Source organism: Pantoea sp. OXWO6B1 (assembly GCF_001641135.1).
Lineage (GTDB): Bacteria > Pseudomonadota > Gammaproteobacteria > Enterobacterales > Enterobacteriaceae > Pantoea > Pantoea allii.
Window position 1 is genome coordinate 668,501 of the sequence record NZ_LWLR01000001.1, and the last position, 19,300, is coordinate 687,800.

Below are 19,300 nucleotides of genomic sequence, written 5' to 3' on the forward strand. Positions count from 1 at the left end.
TCTCAGGATTTTCCTCACTTTTGCGCGGCATAATCAGTACCACTTAGGGGATAAGATGCCTCGTTGTGATGAACGTAAGGGATAAATAATGCAGAAAAAGTTAATTGCTCTCACCCTGTTGTTAAGCGGTAGCCTGGTGATATCGGGTTGTACCACCAATCCTTACACTGGCGAATCTCAGGCCGGTAAATCCGGTGTAGGTGCAGGCCTTGGCGCATTAGTGGGCGCAGGCGTTGGCGTACTTTCTTCCTCGAAGAAAGATCGCGGTAAAGGGGCATTAATTGGTGCGGCCAGCGGCGCGGCATTAGGCGGCGGCGTGGGTTATTACATGGATGTCCAGGAAGCGAAGCTGCGCGACAAAATGAAAGGAACCGGCGTTAGTGTGACCCGTCAGGGCGATAACATCGTGCTGAACATGCCGAACAATGTGACCTTTGATTCCAGCAGCAGCAGCCTGAAACCGGCGGGGGCCAATACACTGACCGGTGTGGCAATGGTGCTGAAAGAGTATCCCAAAACGGCCGTCAATGTTGTGGGACATACTGACAGCACCGGCTCGCGTGCGTTAAACATGCGTCTGTCGCAGCAGCGTGCCGAGAGCGTTGCCAGTGCCCTGATCGTTCAGGGTGTCGCAGAGAATCGTTTGCATACTCAGGGCGCAGGGCCAGACAGCCCGATTGCCACTAACAGTACTGAAGCCGGTAAAGCGCAGAACCGTCGCGTTGAAATTACGCTCAGTCCGTTGAATTGATTATCCCGCCCCCGTCTCCGGGGGCGAAATACGGCTCGCTGTCATTTTTTCGACAATTTTCGGTAATAAAATTGGCAAGGGTTCCAGTTGGGAACCTGCGCACGGTGCCTGTCAACGCTTTATGCCAGAATGATTCAAATTGAACAATGGATAACGCATCATGTCACTGAAAGCCATTGCGTCAGTATTAGGTCTCTCCGTTACCACAGTGAGCCGTGCACTCAACGGTTATGAGGATGTGGCCAAACAAACACGCCAGCGTGTGGAAGAAGAAGCACAGCGACGCGGCTACCGTCCCAATGTTGCCGCCCGACGTTTAAAAACCGGGCGTGCCAACGCGGTAGGACTGGTTTATCCGATGAGCGCTCCGCCACTCAGCGACACGCACTTTAACAAGATATTAGTGGCGCTCGATCAGCGTCTTTCTCACTACGATATCGATCTCCTGTTATTAACCGATAAACCGCATGACGGGCAGCGTTCACTGATTCGCATGCTGCGCAGCCGGGCGGTCGATGCGATCGTCGTGACGCACACCTTACCTCATGACGAGCGCCTGCTCAGCCTGCAGCAGAAAGGTTTTAATTTTCTTACGCTGGGACGGAGTGATGCACAGCAGGATCATGCCTGGTTTGACGTCGACAATGCCGCCGGTTCGGTTCTGGCCGTGAAGCACTGTCTGGCGCTCGGCATGCAACGTATCGCCTGGCTCGGTGGCAACGAGACCTGCACGTTTGTGCGCGATCGCCGCCAGGGTTATCTGAATGCGCTGGATTCCGTGCCACCTTATGCCACCGCCGTGGTTGAACCGTCGCGTCGGGCGGGTTATCAACAAATTACAGACTGGCTGGCGCAAGGGCTGCAACCTGAGGCAATTATCACCGATTGCAGTGCGCTGGCGGAAGGCGCGCTAATGGCATTGCAGCAGGCGGGTCGCCTGCAGGGTAAAGACGCCATCACCTTAATTGCGTGGGACGGGCTACCGGCTGATGCCATTATCGATTACCCGATTATCGCCATTCGCCAGGCCAGCGAGCAGCAGAGAGGGGAGCAGGTAGCGACGATGATAATGCGCCTGCTGGAAGGCGCGCCGTTGGCGCAACTGCAGGTACTGTGGCAACCCTGGCTGCAACTTCCCCAATGACGCTATCTTTTTTGCCATGTTGTATGCCTGTGGTAGTCTCGCCGGATGCTTAATTTGCGGAAGACTTTATGAAAACCAGGCCGTCTCGCGCCACGATCAGCGATGTTGCTCACGCGGCAAAAACCGGTAAAACCAGCGTCTCACGCTATTTAAACGGCGAGCAACATTTGCTCTCTGCCGATTTAAAAGCGCGCATCGAGCAGGCGATTAGCGATCTTAACTATCGGCCAAGTCAGATGGCGCGTGGCCTGAAACGCGGGCGTACCCGACTGATTGGCCTGATCATCGCCGATATTACGAATCCCTATTCTGTGGACGTGATGTGCGGCATTGAAGCCGCCTGCCGCGAATGTGGCTTTACATTGCTGATGTGTAATACCAATAACGAAGTCGATCTGGAGCAACATTACCTGCAGTTGCTGAGCAGCTATCAGGTTGAAGGCATTGTGGTCAATGCGGTTGGCATGCATGAAAAGGTCCTGAGCCGGTTACAACAGTCGTTGCTGCCCATGGTACTGATCGATCGAAAAATCCCTGATTTCCCGTGCGATGTTGTCGGGCTGAATAATGCCGAAGCGGCAGAAACGGCCACCGGCCATCTTATTGATAACGGCTATGAGTCACTGCTGTTTCTCAGTGAACCGCTTGGAAGCGTGAATACGCGTCGGGAACGGCTACAGGCGTTTCGCCAGCGTTTGGCTGCGCATCCCGCGATCGTCCATGAGAACGCTGAGGTCGCGCTGCACCAACCGGAGCTGATGGATAACGTCCTGCGCGACTTTCATCAGCGCCATGCGGGAAAACGCTGTGCGGTAATGGTTGCCAATGGCGCGCTAACCCTGCAGGTGGCCCGCTCTCTCCAGCGTCTTGCGCTGCACTGGGGCAGCGACATTGGTCTGCTGGGATTTGACGAGCTTGAGTGGGCTGCATTGGCCGGGGTGGGTATTACCACCTTAAAGCAGCCGACCTGGCAAATCGGTTATCACGCGCTTGAGCGTCTTATTTCCCGTATCGACGGTCACGATCATCCCCCTTGCGAACAGGTTTTTTCGGGCGAACTGATTGTTCGCGGTTCCAGCCAACGCCTGCGCTGATTTTCAGACTCTTCCTTTCGATTACGTGCTCACTTCGTGAGCACGATCATAATTCCGCGTTTTGCTACTTTGCTTTGGAACCGGTTCCATTTAACGTTTTTGTAACGCAAATGCCGATTTTCACATCAGGAGCCCGTAATGAAGCCCGAAATCATCGTCGTGACCGCTGCTTATGGTCATCAACAGGTTGCTGCACTGGGCGGGCAGTTAGCGCTTTTGCCCATTATCCAGCAGGCCGGTGCCGACGGTGTGGAAATCCGCCGTGAACTGTGTGATGACACCACGCTAACGCATTTACCCGCGCTGGCGCAGGCGGCGCGGCAGCACCAGTTACGCGTCAGTTATTCGGTGCCCGACACCTTGTTCAGCGAGGACGGCAGGCTAAACCCACTGTTGAAAAGCTACTTTAGCGAAGCACTTCAGCTCAATGCACAACGGTTGAAAGTGGCGCTGGGAAACTTCACAGGTGCGCTGTACAGCGAAATGCTGCGTAAGCTTATGACGGAATATGGCATTCCCCTCACCGTAGAAAATGATCAAACGCGCTTTGGTAAGCAGCAGCCCATGTTGCGTTTCTTCAACACTGCCCAGGAGGCGGCGCTGCCGATCGGCATGACGTTTGATATGGGCAACTGGTACTGGACGGATGAAGACCCGCGCCAGGCGGCGGACCTGCTGGCGGGCCATGTGGGTTACGTGCATGTCAAAGCGGCGGCGCCGCAGGGGACCAGCTACCGCGCGATAGCGCTGGATGACGCTCCGCCTGGCTGGCAAAGCCTGTTACACCGGTTACCTGCAACAGCGCCTCGCGGCATTGAGTTTCCGCTGGAAGGCAACGATTTGATTGCGGTTACGCGCCATTACGTGACGCTGCTGCGTAACGTCTGAGGAGTACATATGACAACCCATCCAAACGGCACGCTTGATGTGATCACCATCGGTGAGGCCATGGCCATGTTTGTCGCCCGTGAAACGGGCGATTTGGCTGCTGTAGAAACCTTTGTTAAGCGCGCCGCTGGCGCTGAACTGAATGTGGCAATCGGTCTGGCGCGCCTTGGCCTGAAAGTGGGCTGGGTAAGCCGCATTGGGCAGGACGCCTTTGGTCGCTTTATCTGTCAGGTGCTGGATAAGGAAAATATTGACCACCGCCAGGTGATCGTCGACTCGCACTATCCCACCGGTTTCCAGCTTAAATCCAAAGTCGATGACGGTTCAGATCCGCTTGTGGAGTACTTCCGTAAAGGCTCCGCTGCCAGTCATCTGTCGCCAAAGGATTTTGACCACGACTATTTCGGTTCCGCGCGCCATTTGCATCTTAGCGGCGTGGCGGCGGCGATTTCAGACAGCTCGCTTGCGCTGACAAAGCATGCGGCTAAAGAGATGCGGGCACGAGGCAAAACTATTTCGTTTGACCCCAATCTGCGACCTGTGTTGTGGCGCAGCGAAGATGAAATGCGCAAGCAGCTCAATCTGTTCGCGGAATACGCGGACTGGGTACTGCCTGGAGAAAAAGAGGGCTATATCTTAACCGGCTATCGTCAGCCGCAGGATATTGCCGATTTTTATCTCGATAAGGGCGTGAAAGCGGTCATCATTAAAACCGGTTGTGACGGTGCCTGGTACAAAACGGCCAGCGGTGAGCAGGGCCAGGTTGAGGCGATGAAAGTCGATAACGTCGTTGATACTGTGGGGGCGGGAGATGGTTTTGCCGTGGGTGTGGTGAGTGCGTTGCTGGAAGGGAAGCCACTGGTACAGGCGATTCGCCGGGGTAACAAAATAGGCTCACTGGCGATTCAGGTTATTGGCGATAGCGAAGGTTTGCCGACACGTCAGCAGTTAGGCGATGCGTAGCCCAGCCCGCAAACACAGACAGAGGAGTTTCCGATGAAAACGCAGACTATCGCGCCAAAACGCTGGTGGTTCATCATGCCCATCGTGTTTATTACTTACAGCCTTGCCTACCTCGACCGGGCAAATTTTAGTTTTGCGTCGGCAGCGGGCATTAATGACGATTTGGGCATCACGAAAGGCATGTCATCATTACTGGGCGCCCTGTTCTTTCTGGGATATTTCTTTTTCCAGATCCCCGGGGCAATTTATGCCGAACGCCGCAGTGTAAAAAAACTGATTTTCTGGTGCCTGATTCTGTGGGGCGGCTGTGCTTCACTGACCGGTATCGTCAGTAACATTCCCATGCTGGCGGCCATTCGTTTTGTTCTTGGCGTTGTCGAAGCCGCTGTGATGCCCGCCATGCTGATTTATATCAGTAACTGGTTTACTAAATCTGAACGCTCGCGGGCCAATACCTTTCTGATCCTGGGCAATCCGGTCACGGTATTGTGGATGTCAGTGGTGTCCGGTTATTTAATCGAGGCCTTCGGCTGGCGGGAAATGTTCATTTTTGAAGGCATTCCCGCGGTTATCTGGGCCGTGGCCTGGTGGTTCTTAGTGCAGGACAAACCGTCGCAGGCGCGCTGGATGAGCGAGGCAGAAAAAGCCGCGCTGCAGGCTGAGCTGCAAAAAGAGCAGGAAAGTATTAAGGCGGTACGCAACTACGGCGAAGCCTTCCGCAACCGCAATGTCATCATTCTCTGTTTGCAATATTTTGCCTGGAGCATTGGCGTTTACGGTTTCGTACTGTGGTTGCCTTCAATTTTGCGTAATGGCACTCAAATGGGCATGGTTGAAGCCGGCTGGCTGTCAGCCGTACCTTATCTGGCGGCCACCATTGCGATGGTGCTGGTTTCCTGGGCCTCAGACAAAACGCAAAACCGTAAGCTGTTTGTCTGGCCACTGCTGCTGATTGGTGCACTGGCGTTCCTGGGCTCGTATCTGGTCGGCTCCGGCAATTTCTGGCTATCCTATACATTACTGGTGATTGCGGGGGCGGCGATGTACGCGCCATATGGACCGTTCTTTGCCATTATTCCGGAAATGTTGCCGCGTAATGTCGCGGGTGGTGCAATGGCATTGATTAACAGTATGGGCGCGCTGGGTTCCTTTATCGGTTCCTGGATTGTGGGTTATCTGAATGGTGCGACCGGCAGTCCTTCTGCCTCCTATATCTTTATGGGTGGCGCGTTACTGCTGTCAGTGGTACTGACGCTTATCGTCAAACCCGCACAGAATAAGACGCCGCCGCTTCACGGGGCGAAACCGGCCTGAAAGCGTAAGCGTTAGCACCTTCTCCGGGCGACCTTAGCGTTGCCCGTCATTCATTTACAGGGAGCTATCTGATGAAACCCGCCGTCATTCTCTATAAAAAATTGCCTGACGATCTGCGTGCGCGCCTTGCAGAACATGCCACGGTGACCGAAATCGACGATCTGTCGCCAGAAAGCCAGCAGCAGCATGAAAAGGCGCTGCAACAGGCCGAAGGATTATTAGGCTCGGGCGGTAAAGTCAATGAGGCGCTGCTGGCAAAAATGCCTAAGCTACGGGCCTGTTCCAGCGTTTCTGTGGGCTATGACAACTTTGATGTAGATGCGCTAAATCAACGTGGCGTGGTGCTAATGCATACGCCAACGGTGCTGACAGAAACAGTCGCTGATACCATTATGGCGCTGGTCCTCAGCAGCGCACGACGCATTCCGGAACTGGATGCCTGGGTAAAGGCGGGTAACTGGCAAAAAGGCATTGGCCCGGATCGCTTTGGCACCGATGTGCACCATAAAACCTTGGGAATCCTTGGGATGGGCCGCATTGGAATGGCGCTGGCCCAGCGGGCGCATTTCGGTTTTGGCATGAAAATTATCTACCAGGCTCGCCGCCAGCATGAGCAGGCCGAATCACAGTTCGCGGCGCAACGCTGTGAATTGGAAACGCTGCTAAAACAGAGCGACTTTGTCTGCATCAGCCTGCCGCTGACCGAAGAAACCCACCATTTGATTGGCGCGGAACAGTTAAAGCTGATGAAGCCTGATGCCATACTGATCAATGCCGGTCGTGGCCCGGTGGTGGATGAAAAGGCGCTGATTGCCGCCCTGCAGGACGGTACTATTCGTGCCGCCGGACTGGATGTGTTCGAGAAAGAGCCCTTACCCACTGACTCGCCACTGCTGTCGTTGCCGAATGTGGTGACGCTGCCGCACATTGGTTCAGCAACCCATGAAACCCGATACGGGATGATGCAGGATGCGGTAGAAAATCTGATCGCAGCGCTGAACGGCAAGGTAGAAAAAAACTGCGTTAATCCGCATGTGCTGACGTAATCCCTACGGCTTTCCATTGCGCCCGCCGGGAGCGGGCGTTATGGTGGTTCACCCATTCTTTATTACAAATTTTTAACCGTTATGGCCTTTTCTCAGTTCGGCGACAAATTTACTCAGCATTCTGGCATCTCACGTCTGATGGAAGACATGGGCGCAGGCTTACGTACGCCTGGCACTATCATGCTCGGCGGCGGCAATCCTGCGCAGATCCCGGCAATGAACGACTATTTTCAGCAGTTGCTGCAGCATATGCATGACGAGGGCAAGCTGAGTGAGGCCCTGTGCAATTACGATGGCCCACGCGGTAAAGCGGTGCTGCTGGATGCGCTGGCGGCGATGCTGCGCGAGCAGCTTGGCTGGTCCATCACTGCACAGAATATCGCCCTGACCAATGGTAGCCAGAGCGCGTTTTTCTATCTGTTTAATCTGTTTGCGGGCCGCCGCAGTGACGGCAGCAAAAAACGTGTGCTGTTCCCACTGGCACCAGAATACCTGGGTTATGCCGATGCGGGCCTGGATGAGGACCTGTTTATTTCGGCTAAACCGAATATTGAGTTGTTGCCGGAAGGACAGTTCAAGTATCACGTCGACTTTGAACATTTACCTATGAATGACGACGTCGGCCTGATTTGTGTCTCGCGCCCAACGAATCCCACCGGCAATGTGATTACTGATGATGAACTGCTGCAGTTGGATGCGCTGGCGCAGCAGCATGAGGTTCCGCTACTGATCGACAATGCTTATGGTGTGCCGTTTCCGGGCATTATTTTTAGCGATGTCCGGCCTCTGTGGAATCCCAATATCATTCTTTGCATGAGTCTGTCCAAGCTCGGTCTGCCTGGCGCGCGCTGCGGCATTATCATCGCTGATGAAAGCACCATTGCGGCGATTGGTAACATGAACGGCATTATCAGTCTGGCACCGGGCAGTATTGGCCCGGCCATCGCCTGTGAAATGATCCAGCGTGGCGATTTGCTGCGACTGTCTGAAGCGGTGATCAAGCCTTTCTATCAGGACAAGGTTAGGCAGACGATCGCCATTATTCGTCGTTACTTAACTGCGGATCGCTGCCTGATACATAAACCCGAAGGGGCAATTTTCCTCTGGCTGTGGTTTCGCGATTTGCCGATCAGTACGGAGTTGCTGTATCAACGACTTAAGGCGCGAGGTGTGCTGATGGTACCCGGACACTTTTTCTTCCCTGGGCTGGAACATGACTGGCCGCACACGCATCAGTGCATGCGTATGAACTATGTGCCGGATGCTGAAAATATTGAAAAAGCGGTACAGATCCTTGCAGAAGAAGTGGAAAACGCCTGGCGCGACAGCTGATTTTGCGCCTGCATCATCACAAAAGGCCGCCGTGTGCCCATGGCTAACCTGTGCTTTAACGTGAAGCTGCCTCAACCTGGTGTTGCCGGGCAGTAGACGACTATTTTTGCATTATCGGTCAACGCGGTTGGGCTCATGGCTGTTGTGGCCTGAGACGAGCAAAAGGAGTGTGCTGTGTCGGGAAAAGATATGCTGTTGGCCCTTTGCGTGGTGGTTGCCTGGGGCGTGAACTTTGTGGTGATCAAACTGGGCCTGCAGAATATGCCGCCCTTCTTGCTGGCCGGACTGCGTTTTGCTCTGGTCGCCTTTCCCGCCATTTTGCTGGTGCGTCGTCCTGCCGTACCACTGCGCTGGATTTTACTGTACGGCATGACCATCAGTTTTGGGCAGTTTGCGTTTCTGTTTTTGGCGATCAAGCTGGGCATGCCGGCAGGCCTGGCCTCGCTGGTGCTTCAGGCACAGGCGTTCTTTACGTTGCTACTCGGGGCGCTGTTTCTGGCAGAGAAACTCCGCTGGAATCATATCGTGGGTATTATTATCGCCACTCTGGGTATGTTTTTGTTGGCGACCTCGGGAATGGCGGGCCAGAGTGCAGCCGGTATTACGCTGACGACGATGATGCTGATGCTGGCGGCGGCGTTCTCCTGGGGACTGGGCAATATCACCAATAAGATCATTACGCGTCACTATCCCGTACCGGTGATGTCATTGGTGGTCTGGAGCGCCCTGGTTCCGGTTCTTCCTTTTATTGGCTGTTCGCTGCTGTTCGACGGTGAATCGGCGATAATGAGTAGTCTGACGCAGATTAACCTGCAAACGATACTGGCGCTCGTTTATCTGGCGTTTGTCGCGACCATTATGGGCTACGGCATCTGGAGTACCTTGCTCAGCCGCTATGAAACATGGCGCGTTGCGCCGTTGTCTCTGCTGGTGCCTGTGGTGGGGATCGTCAGTGCGGCCTTGTTGTTGGGGGAAACGCTATCACTCCAGCAGGTTGTGGGCGCAGCGGTAATTATTGTCGGGCTCCTGGTGAATATGTTTGGTGGCATGATCAGGCAGCGATGGTTTATGCGTTCGCAAACATAAATCATCCGGCTGAGATTGCAGGCATCTGATGAGCGTACCATCTCCTTTACTGCATGTTTATCCGAGGGCGCGGTTATCAAAGCCGTAGAGCTCAGATGGGTTATCACGCAGAATTAACATCCTGTCTGCGGACGAGGGTGCCCATCGCGCCAGTAAATCGAGTATGGCGGCATCATCGGGCTTATCGTGTTCTTCTTTTGTAGGATGTGGCCAGTCACTTCCCCACAACAGGCGGTTAGGCCGAATCCTTACCAGTTCCGCGGCGACCTGACCCACGTCCTCATAGCCCGGTGAGCCGACGCGGGACTTGATGTATGGCCCAGACAGTTTTACCCAGGTGTTACCTGCTTCAAGGAGACGGGTTACTGTCTGGAAACAAGGAGATGTGATTCCCTCTGGTTGCGGAATATGCCCCATATGATCGATAACCAGTTTTGTGGGCAGCGCCGCCAGGCGCGATTCCAGCTCAGCCAGTTTTTCGCCGGGCGCAACGACCTGAATATGCCATCCCCACTGTGCTATTCGGGAAGCAAGAGGCTCCAGATTATCCAGAGATGTTCCTCCTCTGCTCAGATTAAAACGAATACCACGTACGCCATGCCGATCCATTTCTTGTAGCTCTGCATCACTCACTGACGTATCGATAACGGCCACGCCCCTTGCGCGGCCTGCACTCTGCTTAAGGCCCTCCATCAACAGCCGGTTATCTGTGCCGTAGGTTGAAGGCGTGACAATGACCATGCGGTGAAGTCCCAGGCGGGCTTGCAACGAGGAGTAATCGGCAAGCGATGCATTGGCGTGTTGTAAGCTTGCACCGGGTGCAGCAGGATATTTATCGTCATAAAGGTGCATATGGCAGTCCACGCTGCCTACGGGGACGTTCAACACAGGTTGTTTTTCCCCTGAGCTAAAAGGCGTGTTGCTGAGGGCGTTAAAAACGGTAAGCGCACTTAGTGCACCTCCGGCTTGTAAAATAAAGCGTCGGGTTATTGCCATAAAGAGACTCCACGTATGTCGGAAAGGACGTTTAATGCAGTGTCGTATTCGATAATAATCTAACCTGTCCTTTTGGTAGCCTTTAGCAATAAGCGTTTTTCGTCAACATGATTGATCAGGCTAAACGTGATCCTGTATGAGCCTATGGGAATTAAACAGTATAATTTTTTCAAAAAATTAATTCTTATGATCAACTTCTGAATAAGTTGTTATTACATACACATGATTTACATGAAAATATAGATTAAGTTATCTAAGTATTATTCATCATGGAATTTTTTGTGATGTATCTGCTTTTTTAAAATCATGGCGGCGCTGGTCTTTTTTAGTAGAACCCGATTGGCAAGCGCTAATATGGAACCCATTGCTCATAAAAGAGCGTTAACCTGGACACCTCGCCTTCTGCATGAAAGTATCACCCTCCCTGGCAAGATAAAAGACCAGATACATCGCACGACGCTCTCAACCTTTTGCGTTATTCCCGGGCTGAGAAACGCTGATTCTTATCATTCAGGCCCGATGCCATGAAGAAGAAAAACTCAACGCCAACACCACACGATGCGACTTTCCGCCAGTTTTTAACCCAGCCTGAGATTGCGCGCGATTTCATGAATCTTCATCTTCCTGACGAGCTGCATGCTATTTGTGATCTGAGTACCTTAAAGCTGGAGTCAGGTTCCTTTGTCGAAGCGGATCTGCGTCAGTATTTCAGCGATGTGCTTTATAGCCTGAAAACCGCATGCGGTGAGGGATATATTCATGTGCTGATTGAGCACCAGTCTTCACCCGATAAACATATGGCGTTCCGGCTTCTGCGCTATGCGGTTGCGGCGATGCAGCGCCATCTCGACGCCGGTCATAAAAAGCTGCCGCTGGTTATACCGGTGCTGTTTTATATGGGTAAACGCCGGCCCTATCCTTATTCCACCTGCTGGCTGGATGAATTTATCCAGCCGGCGCTGGCCAGCAAACTGTACAGTACATGTTTTCCCCTGGTTGATATCACGGTTATACCTGATGATGAAATCGCGGGCCATCGCAGTATGGCCGCACTGACCCTGCTGCAAAAGCACATCCATCAGCGCGATCTCGCCGATCTGATGGACAGACTTGTCCCTGTGCTGCTGTCCGGTTATCTTTCATCATCACAGGTCGTATCCTTAGTACATTATATTATGCAGGCGGGGGAAACCCTGGCCGTCGAGGCTTTTATTCAGGAACTCGCCCGGCGGGTACCGCAACACGGAGACGCGCTAATGACTATCGCACAGCAGCTTGAACAAAAAGGCATTCAGAAAGGCATTCAGAAAGGCATTGAGCGAGGGATTCAGCTCGGACGACAGGAAGGCCGCAATGAAGGTAAACGCGAAGTCGCGCGAACCATGCTGCAGAATGGTCTCGATCTCTCTACCGTAATGAAAATGACGGGCCTGAGCGAAGAAGAGCTGGCACAGATTCAGCACTGATTTTAACGCCACTGCAACGTGCTCCATGAGGCTATTGCAAACCTGATGCCTCATTATGCTTCGCTTTGCCCGTTCCCGCGTCAGTCGCCGCATCGCCCTGATACACGCTTCAACGAGGCAGGGCTGCAAAACGTCTTTATTGCCAATGTCATCCATAAAAAAACGGCCACAGCAGCAATGCTGTGGCCGTTCTCCAGAATGACTCAGCCGTTACGGCCGTTTTATTTCAGAATTTCAATCCGGCGTGGTTTTGCTTCTTCAGGCACCAGACGCTCAAGATCGATGCTCAATAACCCATTTTCCAGACGCGCATCACGCACGACGATATGGTCAGCCAGCTGGAATTTGCGCTCGAAATTACGCTCGGCGATGCCCTGATAGAGATACTTACGTTCAGTCTGCTCTTCTGGATGGGCACCACGCACGATCAGCACGTTATCGTGGGCAGTAATATCAAGTTCACTCTGGGCAAAACCGGCCACCGCGATGGTAATGCGATAATGGTTTTCATCAACCAGTTCGACATTATAAGGAGGATAACCCCCGTTGCTCTGATTTTGATTGGACTCAAGCAGGTTGAACAAACGATCAAAACCGATAGCAGAGCGATAAAGTGGAGACAGATCAAAGTTACGCATAAAAATACTCCTGAATGTCAGCAAGTTTTGGCAACCTTCCAGCAGTGGACAGGTTGTGTCGTACCGCATTGCCCCTTACGGCGGCAACCTTAACGGCCTGCTATAAAAATGGGTGCAGGTAACATGCTTTCAAGGTGCCGTACGTATTTTTTTCGCCAAATCGGTGAAATGACATACACTCAGGGGTACATAGCCGGACCAGAACGGACTTCACTAGCGGGTGATAAGGTATTCTGGCGAGCCAACTCAGTCAGGTGTTGCCAGGACTGAAGGGATGACGATATGAAAATGATGAAAAGGTTACCGCTGGCAGGCGTGATGTGCTGCGCGGTCGTTTCAAGTGGATGTTCCAGTGTGATGACGCATACCGGAGCAAGCCAGGGCTATTATCCGGGCACGCGCGCCAGCGCTGATATCCTTACCGACAGCAATGCCAGTTGGGCGCTTAAGCCGCTGGCGCTGGTTGACCTGCCTTTTTCTGCGGTAATGGATACGCTGTTGTTACCCTGGGATTATTATCGTAGCGATAGCGACCAACGTCTGGATTCACCGCGCGCCCGGGTGCTGCAGAGCGAAAAGCTGGCGCACACCGAGGAAAACCTGTCCCATGCTCAACCCATGCCCGCTATGCAACCGCAACGGTAAACAGTTGCCGCCAGCCCTCTTTTTCACGCATAAAAGCAATCTGCTTTCCGTCTGGTGACCAGACCACGGCCTCACCGGACGGTGCCTCACGACGTCGTACCGTTAAGCGTTGACACTCACCGGTTGCCACGCGGCAAAGCATAACGCTGTTATCGCAGATAAAGGCAATGGCTTCGCCACAGGGCCGCCAGCTAAACGCCGACTGGATGCTGCTGGGCAGGCGGGTTACCTGACGGGGTTTGCCGCCGTTAGGCGACACGTGCCAAAGCTGGATCACCTGCTGGCTGTCTGCCATTAAAAACGCTATCGCACTGCCATCTGGCGAACTTCGCAGCCAGTGGCGAGGTTGTAACGCCAGTCCTTGAGTCGTCGTTATGCGGCGTTGCCGAACGCCAGCCGGCGGCGCAGGTAGATGATCGTTATCACCTTCCAGCGGTAAACCTCCCGGCATTGCATACGCTTCCAGCGATTCAGGCAGATCGACGACAAACACTTCGGGACACTTTTCCCCTGTAGCGGAAAGGGTGTCACCGATAAAGGCGATGGCCCAGCGTTGCCAGCTACCGTCAGGTTTTTGATAGCCCTGGTTGCCAATCCAGCACTCTTCATATGCCCGGTTGATGTGGTCGCTACCCGGCTGCGGACTGGCGGTTGTTTCACTAATTAACACGCAAAAATGGCTGCCATCGTATTCGCGCGGGTGCTGCTTTTCTGGCTTAACCGATCGCAGTGGTACGGCGATTCCGACATTACGCAGGTCAAGACGCTGATCCCGTTCGTGCATTACGTGATCGTTATAGGTGAAGCTAATGCGTGTGCCATCCGGGCTAAAAACATGCACGTGGGAGCCGCCACGCAGGGCACCTGGCGTGAAGGGCGGCGTGATATCGCATGCATCCAGGTTTTCGGCCTGGCCCTCTGCCACGATCACGCCGCGCCGATGATGAAAATCGTAATGCCAGCTTTCGTCAGGATGCTCAGGCCCATGGATACAAACGTAACGTGGGGGCAATGTCGGACTTACGGTGACGACGCCAACGTGCGCGTCATCCTTTGCCTGATATACCACCTCCACTTCGCCCGTGTTCACATTCACGCGCTCAATGGTCTGGCTGGTAAAAGAAGCGCCGGAAGGCCGCACATCAAATGCCAGCCACTGGCTGTCAGCGGTCCAGACGTTGATGTTCGTCAACTGATGGTGGCGCGATGCAAAGGTGATCTGTTTTTCAGACATAGCAAAATCCAGTGAACAGGGGGCGGCAAATTACGCGCGTGTATTTATGGATGAAACAGCCTCATAAGAGGCAATCAACGGCGGCCTCACCCTGCGTCAGAACAGGCTAAAGCACCCATTTTTCAATCGCGTGCGCAACACCATCTTCCCTGTTGGTTTTGGTGACGAACTGCGCAATCTGCTTAACCGATTCAATGGCATTGCCCATTGCCACACCGGTGCCTGCGTATTCAATCATGGCCAGATCGTTTTCCTGATCGCCTATCGCCATCACTTCTTCCGCTTTAAGTCCCAGTTTTTCAGCCAGCATTTTTACACCGTAGCCTTTATTCACCCGGCGATCGAGGATCTCCAGGTAATAGGGCGCACTCTTCAGGATGGTGTAAGTTTGATGTGCATGTTGAGGTAACTTTGCAATCGCCGCATCGAGCAGGGCGGGCTTATCAATCATCATCAGTTTCGGGAAGCGAGTGGTCGGGTCCATCTCTTCCACGGCGCGATAGCGTACCGGAATACCGGTCAGGCTGGATTCGTGAATAGTGAATTCGCTGATGTCTTTGTTTGGCGTGTAAAGATGCGACTTATCAAAGGCTTGAAAATGCACGCCCAGTTCCCGAGCCAGCTTCTCGACATACAGATAATCGTCATAACCCAGCGTCACATCCGCGACCACCTCGCCATCTTCGGCCCGGTGAACCAGGGCACCATTATTGCTGATGCAGAACTGTCCGCTGGTTTGCAGATCCAGCTCCATCAGATAACGTTCAATGCCAACGAAAGGCCTGCCGGTCGCTAACACAATGGAAACACCCTTTTCCCGGGCGCGGTTCAGCGCTGTTTTTACCCCTGGCGTGATCTCATGCTGCGGATTCAGCAGCGTGCCATCCATATCAATTGCGATCAGTTTTATAGCCATAGCATCCTCGTTGTGTCAGGTTTGCTGCAATGCTAGCGCGATTCAGCGCATATTGACCAGTTCGTCGGCGCTTTATCGCACGCTTACACCATAATCTGGCCACCGCCCGTCTGGCGATGCGCAAATCGGGCAGCGGTATCAGGCAAAAAAAAACCCTTCCAGAGGAAGGGTTTTGCTCATCGCAGGGCGATTAGATATCAATATTTGCGGCTTTCAGCGCATTCTCTTCGATGAAGGCGCGGCGTGGTTCAACCGCGTCGCCCATCAGTGTGGTGAACAGCTGATCGGCAGCAATCGCATCTTTGATGGTCACGCGTAACATACGGCGGCTGTCCGGGTCCATGGTCGTTTCCCACAGCTGCTCCGGGTTCATCTCGCCCAGACCTTTATAGCGCTGGACCGACAGACCGCGACGCGACTCTTTCTCCAGCCAGTCAATCGCCTGTTCAAAACTGCTGACAGGCTGACGGCGTTCGCCGCGTTCGATATAGGCATCTTCTTCCAGCAAACCGCGCAGTTTGCCGCCCAGAGTGCAAATCTTGCGGTATTCTGCACCCTGCAGGAACTCGGCATCCAGAGGATAGTCGGTATCCACGCCATGCGTACGGACGCGTAAAACTGGCTCAAAGACGCTCTGCTCACGGTTTTCACGAACCTGTGCCAGATAGGTGCTGCCGTGCGCTTCGCGTTCGGTCAGGTAGCTAACCAGGCCGTTGATCCACAGGGTCACTTGCGCTTCGTTGCTGATATCGCTCAGGGTATCGTGATAAATCAGCGCACGCAGCATGGCGACCGGATAACGGCGCTCCATACGTTTGATCATCTTCTGGGTGCTGTTGAATTCAGCCACCAGCGTTTCCAGTGGTTCGCCGCCTAACGCCGGTGCGCTGGCGGTGGTGTGCAGCGAGGTACCGTCAAGGGCAATAGCAATCTGGTACTGAAGCATTGCCTCATCGTCCTTGATGTACTGCTCCTGCTTGCCTTTTTTCACCTTGTACAGCGGCGGCTGCGCGATATAAACGTGGCCACGCTCGATAATTTCTGGCATCTGGCGATAGAAGAAGGTCAACAGCAGCGTACGAATGTGTGAGCCGTCGACGTCCGCATCGGTCATGATGATGATGCTGTGATAACGCAGTTTATCTGGATTATATTCATCGCGACCGATGCCGCAGCCGAGCGCGGTAATCAGCGTTGCCACTTCCTGAGAAGCCAGCATCTTATCGAAGCGCGCCTTCTCGACGTTCAGGATCTTACCTTTAAGCGGCAGGATGGCCTGATTCTTACGGTTACGGCCTTGCTTGGCAGAACCGCCTGCGGAATCACCCTCCACCAGGTAGATTTCTGACAGCGCCGGATCGCGCTCCTGACAATCCGCCAGTTTGCCTGGCAGGCCAGCCAGATCCAGCGCGCCTTTACGGCGGGTCATCTCACGGGCACGACGTGCAGCTTCACGGGCGCGTGCAGCATCAATAATTTTGCCGACAACGATTTTTGCATCGCCCGGATTTTCCAGCAGATATTCAGCCAGCAGTTCGTTCATCTGCTGTTCAACGGCCGATTTCACTTCTGAAGAAACCAGTTTGTCTTTGGTCTGTGAAGAGAATTTCGGATCCGGTACTTTTACCGAAACCACTGCAATCAGCCCTTCACGCGCATCGTCACCGGTTGCGCTGACTTTGGCTTTCTTGCTGTAACCCTCTTTATCCATATAGGCATTCAGGGTGCGCGTCATCGCCGCGCGGAAACCGGCAAGGTGCGTACCGCCGTCGCGCTGTGGAATATTGTTGGTAAAGCAGTAAATGTTTTCCTGGAAGCCGTCATTCCACTGCAGTGCCACTTCTACGCCAATGCCATCTTTCTCGGTCGAGAAATAGAATACGGTGGGGTGAATAGGCGTTTTGTTCTTATTCAGATACTCAACAAAAGCACGAATGCCGCCTTCATAGTGGAAGTGGTCATTTCTTGCATCACGCTTGTCTTCCAGACGGATCGACACGCCAGAGTTCAGGAAGGACAGTTCACGCAGGCGTTTCGCCAGAATGTCGTATTCGAAATCGGTAACGTTGGTAAAGGTGTCATGACTTGGCCAGAAACGGATGCGGGTACCGGTTGCGTCGGTATCGCCAGTGGCCGCCAGTGGCGCTTGAGGCACCCCGTGCACATAGATCTGCTGATGCACTTTGCCTTCGCGACGAATGGTCAGCTCCAGCTTCTGCGACAGGGCGTTAACAACGGAAACACCCACGCCGTGCAGGCCGCCAGACACTTTATAAGAGTTGTCATCAAACTTACCACCGGCGTGCAGGACGGTCATGATGACTTCCGCTGCCGACACACCTTCTTCTTCGTGGATGCCGGTTGGGATACCACGTCCGTCATCCTGTACGGAGACAGAGTTATCCGCATGGATGGTGACGACGATATCTTTACAGTGACCGGCGAGCGCTTCGTCGATTGCGTTATCCACGACCTCGAATACCATGTGATGCAGACCGGTTCCGTCATCGGTATCGCCGATGTACATGCCCGGGCGTTTGCGTACCGCATCAAGCCCTTTCAGGACTTTGATACTTGAAGAGTCATAAGAATTCGACATCAACGTTTCTCGCTCATTTAATCTTTAGGTTGAACCGCTATTTTACCCTGTTCCACGCGGAACATCTTGCCCTTTTCGTCAGTCATGTCGATTACATGCTCCGAAGAGATGGCGCTGACAAAGACCTGTGCCTGGGTAGCTTTCAGTCGTTGCGCCAGCAGGCGACGACGGCTGTCATCCAGTTCAGAAGCAAAGTCATCAATGAGGTAAACACAACGGCGTCCGCTCTGGCGGGTCAGGAACTCGCCCTGCGCCAGACGCAATGCACACATCAGTAGCTTAAGCTGACCGCGTGAGAGTAAATCTTCCACCGGCGTACCTTCGGCACGAATACGGAAATCCGCTTTGTGCGGGCCGCTGGCGGTATAAGTCAGGGCACGATCGCGTTCGAAGTTGCGTTCAAGCAGCTCGCCGTAATCGCTTTCTTTGTCCCAGCCACGCTGGAACGAAAAACGCAGATCAAATTCGGGTAAGAACTGTCCACAGGTGGTGACAATTTCGGCTGAGATGGCCGCGCTGTATTCAGCGCGCCACTGGCTGATCTGCTCGGCCAGCGGGACCAGTTCCTGATCCCAGGGGCGAATCTGGCTGTAGCGCGTGACCTGACGCAACGCCGCATTGCGTTGCTTAAGCAGGCGGCGGAGGTTGCTCCAGGCATTAAAAAAGCCTGGCGTATTATGAAAACAGCCCCAGTCCACATAGGCTCTGCGATATTTGGGGCCACCGTTTAGTAGAGTAAAACCTTCTGGCGTAATTAACTGCATCGGCAACAGCTGCGCCAGCTCAGCGACTTTGTGACCATCGCTGCCATCAATGCGGACTTTGCTTTCTCCGGCCCGGTTTTTACTCAGCCCCACCGAGAGCTCGCGTTCCTGACCTTCCAGCCGACCATGCAGCACAAACGCTGCCTGATCGTGACGAATCACCCGGCCCGCCTGTAAACTGCGGAAAGCACGGCCGTGTCCCAGTGTATAAATCGCCTCAAGCACGCTGGTTTTACCGCTACCATTCGCACCCACCAGAAAATTAAACCCTGGCGCTAACGCTAAGTCGGCCTGTTCAATATTACGAAAATCTTTTATCAGCAGGCGGGTTAAAGCCATGAATCAATCCAGCGTGAAGGGCAAATGAGGTTTATCAAATCTCAGTGGTTCCGGACGTTAGCGGTTCTGCTTGTTTTCACACGCT

General features: G+C 53.6%; 17 protein-coding genes. 11 read left to right on the forward strand and 6 right to left on the reverse strand.

What is annotated here, in order from left to right; genetic code table 11:
- Positions 1 to 88: 88 nt before the first annotated feature.
- The 9 genes from A6A26_RS05470 (at position 89) to A6A26_RS05510 (ending at position 9,618) form a co-directional block, all read left to right on the forward strand.
- On the forward strand, positions 89 to 751 hold the full coding sequence (locus tag A6A26_RS05470) for an OmpA family lipoprotein (protein WP_063877813.1): 663 nt from the start codon (positions 89 to 91) through the stop codon (positions 749 to 751).
- Positions 752 to 911: 160 nt separating this feature from the next.
- Positions 912 to 1,895: a LacI family DNA-binding transcriptional regulator gene (locus A6A26_RS05475; RefSeq protein ID WP_063877814.1), complete on the forward strand. Its 984-nt coding sequence runs from the start codon at positions 912 to 914 to the stop codon at positions 1,893 to 1,895.
- Positions 1,896 to 1,963: 68 nt separating this feature from the next.
- A complete protein-coding gene (locus A6A26_RS05480; RefSeq protein WP_063877815.1) occupies positions 1,964 to 2,989 on the forward strand; it encodes a LacI family DNA-binding transcriptional regulator in 1,026 nt (341 codons plus the stop codon).
- 138 nt (positions 2,990 to 3,127) lie between these two features.
- Positions 3,128 to 3,877 (forward strand): sugar phosphate isomerase/epimerase family protein, encoded by a 750-nt coding sequence (locus A6A26_RS05485; protein ID WP_063877816.1) that lies wholly within the window; start codon positions 3,128 to 3,130, stop codon positions 3,875 to 3,877.
- A 9-nt stretch (positions 3,878 to 3,886) separates the two neighbouring features.
- The gene (locus A6A26_RS05490; protein WP_063877817.1) at positions 3,887 to 4,840 is read left to right on the forward strand and encodes a sugar kinase; all 954 of its coding nucleotides are present in this window, start codon (positions 3,887 to 3,889) and stop codon (positions 4,838 to 4,840) included.
- A gap of 33 nt (positions 4,841 to 4,873) precedes the next feature.
- On the forward strand, positions 4,874 to 6,154 hold the full coding sequence (locus A6A26_RS05495) for an MFS transporter (protein ID WP_063877818.1): 1,281 nt from the start codon (positions 4,874 to 4,876) through the stop codon (positions 6,152 to 6,154).
- Between the two features lie 71 nt (positions 6,155 to 6,225).
- The gene (gene ghrB, locus A6A26_RS05500) at positions 6,226 to 7,200 is read left to right on the forward strand and encodes a glyoxylate/hydroxypyruvate reductase GhrB (RefSeq protein ID WP_063877819.1); all 975 of its coding nucleotides are present in this window, start codon (positions 6,226 to 6,228) and stop codon (positions 7,198 to 7,200) included.
- Between the two features lie 81 nt (positions 7,201 to 7,281).
- On the forward strand, positions 7,282 to 8,532 hold the full coding sequence (locus tag A6A26_RS05505; protein ID WP_063877820.1) for a valine--pyruvate transaminase: 1,251 nt from the start codon (positions 7,282 to 7,284) through the stop codon (positions 8,530 to 8,532).
- 174 nt (positions 8,533 to 8,706) lie between these two features.
- Positions 8,707 to 9,618, forward strand: coding sequence for an EamA family transporter (locus A6A26_RS05510; RefSeq protein ID WP_063877821.1), 912 nt, complete (start codon positions 8,707 to 8,709; stop codon positions 9,616 to 9,618).
- 57 nt (positions 9,619 to 9,675) lie between these two features.
- Here A6A26_RS05510 and A6A26_RS05515 read toward each other — a convergent pair whose 3' ends face one another.
- Complete coding sequence (locus tag A6A26_RS05515; protein WP_063877822.1) at positions 9,676 to 10,614, reverse strand: amidohydrolase family protein; 939 nt, start codon at positions 10,612 to 10,614, stop codon at positions 9,676 to 9,678.
- Between the two features lie 524 nt (positions 10,615 to 11,138).
- On the opposite strand from A6A26_RS05515, the gene A6A26_RS05520 reads away from it, so the two are divergent.
- Positions 11,139 to 12,080 carry an Rpn family recombination-promoting nuclease/putative transposase gene (locus A6A26_RS05520; protein ID WP_063877823.1) on the forward strand — a complete coding sequence of 314 codons (942 nt, stop codon included), beginning with the start codon at positions 11,139 to 11,141 and terminating at the stop codon, positions 12,078 to 12,080.
- A 221-nt stretch (positions 12,081 to 12,301) separates the two neighbouring features.
- On the opposite strand, the gene ibpA is transcribed toward A6A26_RS05520, so the two are convergent.
- Entirely contained in the window at positions 12,302 to 12,718 is a 417-nt protein-coding gene (ibpA, locus tag A6A26_RS05525) for a small heat shock chaperone IbpA (RefSeq protein ID WP_014332924.1), read from the reverse strand.
- Between the two features lie 282 nt (positions 12,719 to 13,000).
- On the opposite strand from ibpA, the gene A6A26_RS05530 reads away from it, so the two are divergent.
- On the forward strand, positions 13,001 to 13,363 hold the full coding sequence (locus tag A6A26_RS05530; RefSeq protein ID WP_063877824.1) for a YceK/YidQ family lipoprotein: 363 nt from the start codon (positions 13,001 to 13,003) through the stop codon (positions 13,361 to 13,363).
- Here A6A26_RS05530 and A6A26_RS05535 read toward each other — a convergent pair.
- From A6A26_RS05535 to recF, 4 genes are all read right to left on the reverse strand, one after another.
- Positions 13,344 to 14,597, reverse strand: coding sequence for a DUF3748 domain-containing protein (locus A6A26_RS05535; protein ID WP_063877825.1), 1,254 nt, complete (start codon positions 14,595 to 14,597; stop codon positions 13,344 to 13,346). The genes A6A26_RS05530 and A6A26_RS05535 overlap by 20 nt on opposite strands.
- Before the next feature lie 106 nt (positions 14,598 to 14,703).
- Positions 14,704 to 15,513 (reverse strand): sugar-phosphatase, encoded by an 810-nt coding sequence (gene yidA, locus A6A26_RS05540; RefSeq protein WP_063877826.1) that lies wholly within the window; start codon positions 15,511 to 15,513, stop codon positions 14,704 to 14,706.
- A gap of 190 nt (positions 15,514 to 15,703) precedes the next feature.
- On the reverse strand, positions 15,704 to 18,112 hold the full coding sequence (gene gyrB / locus A6A26_RS05545; RefSeq protein ID WP_063877827.1) for a DNA topoisomerase (ATP-hydrolyzing) subunit B: 2,409 nt from the start codon (positions 18,110 to 18,112) through the stop codon (positions 15,704 to 15,706).
- 17 nt (positions 18,113 to 18,129) lie between these two features.
- On the reverse strand, positions 18,130 to 19,215 hold the full coding sequence (gene recF / locus A6A26_RS05550) for a DNA replication/repair protein RecF (RefSeq protein ID WP_063877828.1): 1,086 nt from the start codon (positions 19,213 to 19,215) through the stop codon (positions 18,130 to 18,132).
- Positions 19,216 to 19,300 lie beyond the last annotated feature (85 nt).